The sequence below is a fragment of the Clostridium sp. ATCC 25772 genome (assembly GCF_001573875.1).
GTDB classification, from domain to species: domain Bacteria; phylum Bacillota; class Clostridia; order Clostridiales; family Clostridiaceae; genus Clostridium_J; species Clostridium_J senegalense.
This window is the reverse complement of record NZ_LFRG01000085.1, coordinates 1-5,997: the sequence shown is the minus strand read 5'-3', so window position 1 is coordinate 5,997 and position 5,997 is coordinate 1. Positions and strand designations below refer to the sequence as shown.

The following is a 5,997-nucleotide window of genomic DNA, read 5'->3' as shown; positions in this document are numbered from 1 at the left end:
CTAACTATTTGGGGTATCCAAGTTTTGGAATGGATAATTTTAAAAGTCAACTTGGAACCCTATATAGGGAAACAAGCTCAAATTTAAATTTATTCAATAACTTTAAAATATTTTTATACAGAATTAAGTATTGAGTTTAGGTGCTTGCGAGCTAGTAGCACTATTTTAGGTATTCAAGTTTTGGAATTAATGATTTTTAAAATCAACTTGAAACCTATATTATTTTTATTATAAGGTAAGTTATAATTATTTATAACTATAGGGAAACAAGCTCCCATTTGAATTTATTTAATAATTTTAAAATATTTTCATACAAGATTCAGCATTGAATTCTAAGTAATTCGGAGCATGTCTCACTATTTTAGGTATCCAAGTTTTGGAATAGATAATTTTAAGAGTGAACTTGGAACCTTATATAGGAATAATTAAAATTGCAATTTTAGTACATAATAAAGAAAGGTGATAGATTTATGGAAAGATTAGATAAAATAATAGCAAATCTAGGATATGGAACAAGAAAAGAGGTAAAAATTCTTTGTAAAAAAGGGGAAGTTTTAGTTAATGGTAAATCTGTAAAAGATAGTGGGTTAAAGGTAGATCCGGATAAAGACATTATACAAGTTAGTGGAGAAACTTTAAATTATAGAGAGTTTATATATTTATTGATGAATAAGCCCGATGGTGTTGTTAGTGCTACTTTTGATAATTATGATGAAACGGTTATAGATTTACTAGATGAAGAATATAAGGCATTTGAACCATTCCCAGTTGGAAGACTTGATAAAGATACTGTGGGATTATTACTTATAACAAATGATGGAGAATTAAATCACAAGCTTATAGCTCCTAAAAATCATGTGGATAAGGTTTATTATGCTGAGATTGATAAGGAAGTAACAGATGAGGACATAAAGAAATTCGAAAATAGAATAACTTTAGATGATGGATATTTATGTATGCCTGCTAAATTAAATATATTAGAATCTGGTGAAAATGGTTCTTGTGTAGAAATTACAATTCAAGAAGGAAAGTTTCATCAAGTAAAAAGAATGTTTGATGCTGTAGGTAAATCTGTAGTTTACTTAAGAAGAATAAGTTTTGGACCACTAAAAATAGATGAAAGTATAGAAGAAGGAAAATATAGAGAACTAACTGAAGAGGAAATAAATATACTAAAAAACCTTTAAAAGCTAAGAAAAATATGTAATAATATGTCATATGAATTAATAAAACATTAACAAAAAGTACACAGAAATAAAATTAGTATTGTAATCAATAGTAAAAATTTGAAAAAAATGTGGAAAAAAATAAAAAAAGTGATTTTTTCAAATTTTTTTACAAATTTACTTGAATAAAATATTAAAAAAGACTATAATGTAATTGCAAAATAAATAAAGAGATATATAGCCCCCTTTTTATTTATTTATAACAGCCCAACCCCAAGGGCTGTTATGTATTTATTATATGTCAAATTATTTAATCATATAATTTGAAATAAAAATCTTCTAGTTGTAGCTAGAAGATTTTTATTTTTGTTAACAAATACATATTTTATTAACAAAATTCAAGATTTTAAATTCCAATAGTTAAAGATATAGGGAAACAAGCTCAAATTTAAATTTATTCAATAACTTTAAAATATTTTTATACAAAATATAGTGTTGAATTTCAAGTGATTCAGAGCATGTCTCACTATTTTAGGTATCCAAGGTTTGGAATGGATAATTTTAAAAGTCAACTTGGAACCCTATAAAAATACAGGGTGTATGATGAAGAAATAAAGATGAAATATTTTAAAGATATTTGTTACAAAATAATAATATAAAATAGAGTAATAGTAGGCGTATGTTTAAATTTTACAGGAGAATTGTCCATATCAAATAGGTGAAAATACTGGCTTATTAATTATTTAATTATGCTTAATATAAATAATTAACATATTAATAGATGAAAAGTGTGATAATATAAATAAATGATATTTAAAATATTTTTATATAAAATGTGATGTTGAATTTAAAGTATTTTCGAGTATATCTCATTAATTGGGGTATCCAAATTTTAGAATAATAATTTTAGAAGTGAAATTGGAACCTTATAATTTAAAAAGAGAGAATATAAATTTTTTTTATATCAATAATTAGGTTGATTTATGTGTATAATTATTAATATATAGATAAAATTTTAGCGAAGTAAATATGAAATTTTCTAAATAGATATCATAAATTAAGGAGGTATAAAATGAATATAAGAGAAGTTCTGCTTAGTTTTATGGCAGAAGAAGCATATAAGCCTATGACATCTCAAGAACTTGGAAAAATTTTTGGAATAGGCAAAAGAGAAATAAAAGATTTTCAGAAAATATTAGATAGCATGGAACAAGATGGGCAAATAATAAAAAATGATAAAGATAGATATGGTGTGGTAGATAAAATGGGTATGGAAGTAGGTAAATTCCAAGCACACCAAAGAGGTTTTGGATTTGTAATATTAGACGATGATAGACCAGATGTGTTCATACCAGCAGATAATGTTAATACAGCTATGAACGGAGATAGAGTTTTAGTTAAAATACTAAAAAATGAAAATCATGGCAAAAAATGCGAAGGGTTTATAGAGCGTGTAATAGAAAGAAAAAATAAAACTGTTGTAGGATTATATCAAGACAGTAAAAGTTTTGGTTTTGTTGTTCCAAAGGATAATAAAGTTAATAAGGATATATTTATACCAAAGGCAAAAAGAAATGGAGCTAAAACTGGTCAGATGGTAGTTGTGGAAATAACTAAATGGCCAGAAGATAATAGAAAAGCTGAAGGTATAGTTGTTGAAGTATTAGGTTACAAAGAAGAAAAAGGTGTAGATATATTAACTATAATAAGAAAACACAATCTTCCAGAAGAGTTCCCTTATGAAGTAGAACAAGAAGCGGCAGATATAGATGAAGAGATACCAGAAAATGAATATAAAAGAAGAAAAGATTTAAGAGATTTAAAAATGGTTACAATAGATGGGGAAGATGCTAAAGACTTAGATGATGCAGTATCAGTTGAAGTTTTAAGAAATGGAAACTTTAAATTAGGTGTTCACATAGCAGATGTATCTCACTATGTAACTGAAAAATCAAACTTAGATAAAGAAGCATTAAAAAGAGGTAATTCTGTATACTTAATAGATAGAGTTATCCCTATGCTACCTAAAAAACTTTCTAACGGAGTATGTAGTTTAAATCCTAAAGTTGATAGATTAACACTATCTTGTTTTATGGAGATAAATAATGAAGGAAAAGTTGTTGATCATGAAATTTGTGAATCTATAATAAAAACTAATGAAAGAATGACTTATACAGATGTAACAAAAATTTTAAGAGACAATGATAAAGAAACTATAGAAAGATATGATTATCTATATGAAGATTTTAAAAATATGGAAAAGCTTTATGAAATTTTAAGCTCAAGAAGAACTAGAAGAGGTTCTATAGACTTTGAGTTTGACGAAGCTAAGATAATATTAGATGAGAATGGAAAACCTATAGATATAAAACCTTATGAAAGAGCAGTTTCAAATAGAATAATAGAAGAATTTATGTTAGTTGCTAATGAAACTGTAGCTGAACATATGTTTTGGCTAAATACTCCTTTTGTATATAGGGTCCATGAGGATCCAGATGAAGAAAAATTAATGAGTTTTAATGAATTTGTATATAATTTAGGATATTTCATAAAAAATACATCTGAGGTTCATCCAAGAATGCTTCAAGATATATTAGGAAAAGTTAAAGGGAAAAAAGAGGAGCATGTTGTTAGTAGATTATTACTTCGTTCTATGATGAAAGCTAAATATTCACCAGAGTGTTTAGGTCACTTTGGTCTTGCAGCTAAATATTACTGTCACTTTACTTCACCAATTAGAAGATATCCAGATTTAATAATTCATAGAATAATAAAAGAATATTTAAATGGTGGCATAAATGATAAGAGAGAGAAAAAATTAAGAAAATCAGTGGAAGTTGCATCTAAACAAGCATCAGACACAGAAAAAATTGCTATTGATGCAGAAAGAGATGTAGATGATTTAAAGAAAGCTGAATACATGGGTGAAAAAATTGGTGAGCAGTTTGATGGAATAGTATCATCAGTAACTAATTTTGGAATATTTGTAGAGCTTCCAAATACTGTTGAAGGATTAGTTCATATAACTGACCTAAAGGATGATTATTATGTGTTTGATGATAAAAATCTTCAACTTATAGGTGAGAGAACTAAAAATATTTATAAATTAGGTGATGAAGTTAGAATTGTTTGCTCAAGAGTAAATTTAGATGCTCATGAAATTTTCTTTGAAATTGTAGAGCAAGATCAAAATGAAGAAGAAAAAAGTGAATAAATAGTTTGAAAAACTTTATTATAAATGAAAAGTCTTAAAATGGAAAATTAAATCCGTTTTAAGACTTTTTTTATGTTTATAAGCAGTAACTAACGACAAGATTATTACTTGGTAAATTTATAGATTAGTTTTTTAGCTTATTTTATTATATAGGGTTCAAAGTGGACTTTAAAAATTATCCATTTAAAAATTTGTATTCCTATATATGTAGTGAAATGTAGAAATTTATAAACTATATTTTAATATATAAATAAATTGATGTAAAAACAACTCGGTTTATGAACCAATTTGATATAAAAAGAATATTATAAACTGAACGAAAGAAAAGCAATCACAAAACTTAGCAATGAAAAATGTTAAGTTATGTTAATCATGTAGTACGGGGGGAGTATAAATGGCCAATAATTTAGTTTTTAATAACGTAGCATCACAGTTGCTAGTTTTAGCTAATGGTGTAGATCCTAATACTCAGCAAACTCATCCAATTCAAGTTGATGCCAATGGTATAATTCAGCTTGGTACAGTAGGCATAACAGGCACAGTAGATGTAGGAAATACGGTAGACGTAAGTGTAACAGGAACAGTACCAGTAACAGGAACAGTAGATGTAGGAAATACAGTAGACGTAAGCGTAACTGGAACAGTACCAGTAACAGGCACAGTAGATGTAGGAAATACAGTAGACGTAAGCGTAACTGGAACAGTACCAGTAACAGGCACAGTAGAAGTAGGAAATACGGTAGACGTAAGCGTAACTGGAACAGTACCAGTAACAGGCACAGTAGATGTAGGAAATACAGTAGACGTAAGTGTAACTGGAACAGTACCAGTAACAGGCACAGTAGAAGTAGGAAATACAGTAGAAGTAAGTGTAACTGGAACAGTACCAGTAACAGGCACAGTAGAAGTAGGAAATACGGTAGACGTAAGCGTAACTGGAACAGTACCAGTAACAGGCACAGTAGATGTAGGAAATACAGTAGACGTAAGTGTAACTGGAACAGTACCAGTAACAGGCACAGTAGAAGTAGGAAATACAGTAGAAGTAAGTGTAACTGGAACAGTACCAGTAACAGGCACAGTAGATGTAGGAAATACAGTAGAAGTAAGTGTAACTGGAACAGTACCAGTAACAGGCACAGTAGAAGTAGGAAATACAGTAGAAGTAAGCGTAACTGGAACAGTACCAGTAACAGGAACAGTAGATGTAGGAAATACAGTAGACGTAAGCGTAACTGGAACAGTACCAGTAACAGGAACAGTAGATGTAGGAAATACAGTAGACGTAAGCGTAACTGGAACAGTGCCAGTAACAGGAACAGTAGATGTAGGAAATACGGTAGAAGTAAGTGTAACTGGAACAGTACCAGTAACAGGAACAGTAGATGTAGGAAATACGGTAGAAGTAAGTGTAACTGGAACAGTACCAGTAACAGGAACAGTAGATGTAGGAAATACAGTAGACGTAAGCGTAACTGGAACAGTACCAGTAACAGGAACAGTAGATGTAGGAAATACGGTAGAAGTAAGTGTAACTGGAACAGTGCCAGTAACAGGAACAGTAGATGTAGGAAATACAGTAGAAGTAAGTGTAACTGGAACAGTGCCAGTAACAGG

3 protein-coding genes are annotated in these 5,997 nt (G+C 29.1%); all 3 read left to right on the top strand.

The annotated features are described in order from the left end of the window. Positions 1 to 470 precede the first annotated feature (470 nt). Positions 471 to 1,187, top strand: coding sequence for a pseudouridine synthase (locus tag AZI32_RS16640; protein ID WP_061997035.1), 717 nt, complete (start codon positions 471 to 473; stop codon positions 1,185 to 1,187). 1,051 nt (positions 1,188 to 2,238) lie between these two features. Beyond that, positions 2,239 to 4,380 (top strand): ribonuclease R, encoded by a 2,142-nt coding sequence (gene rnr, locus AZI32_RS16635; RefSeq protein ID WP_061997034.1) that lies wholly within the window; start codon positions 2,239 to 2,241, stop codon positions 4,378 to 4,380. A 394-nt stretch (positions 4,381 to 4,774) separates the two neighbouring features. Further along, a partial coding sequence (locus tag AZI32_RS16630; protein ID WP_061997032.1) for a hypothetical protein occupies positions 4,775 to 5,997 on the top strand: 1,223 nt, incomplete at its 3' end.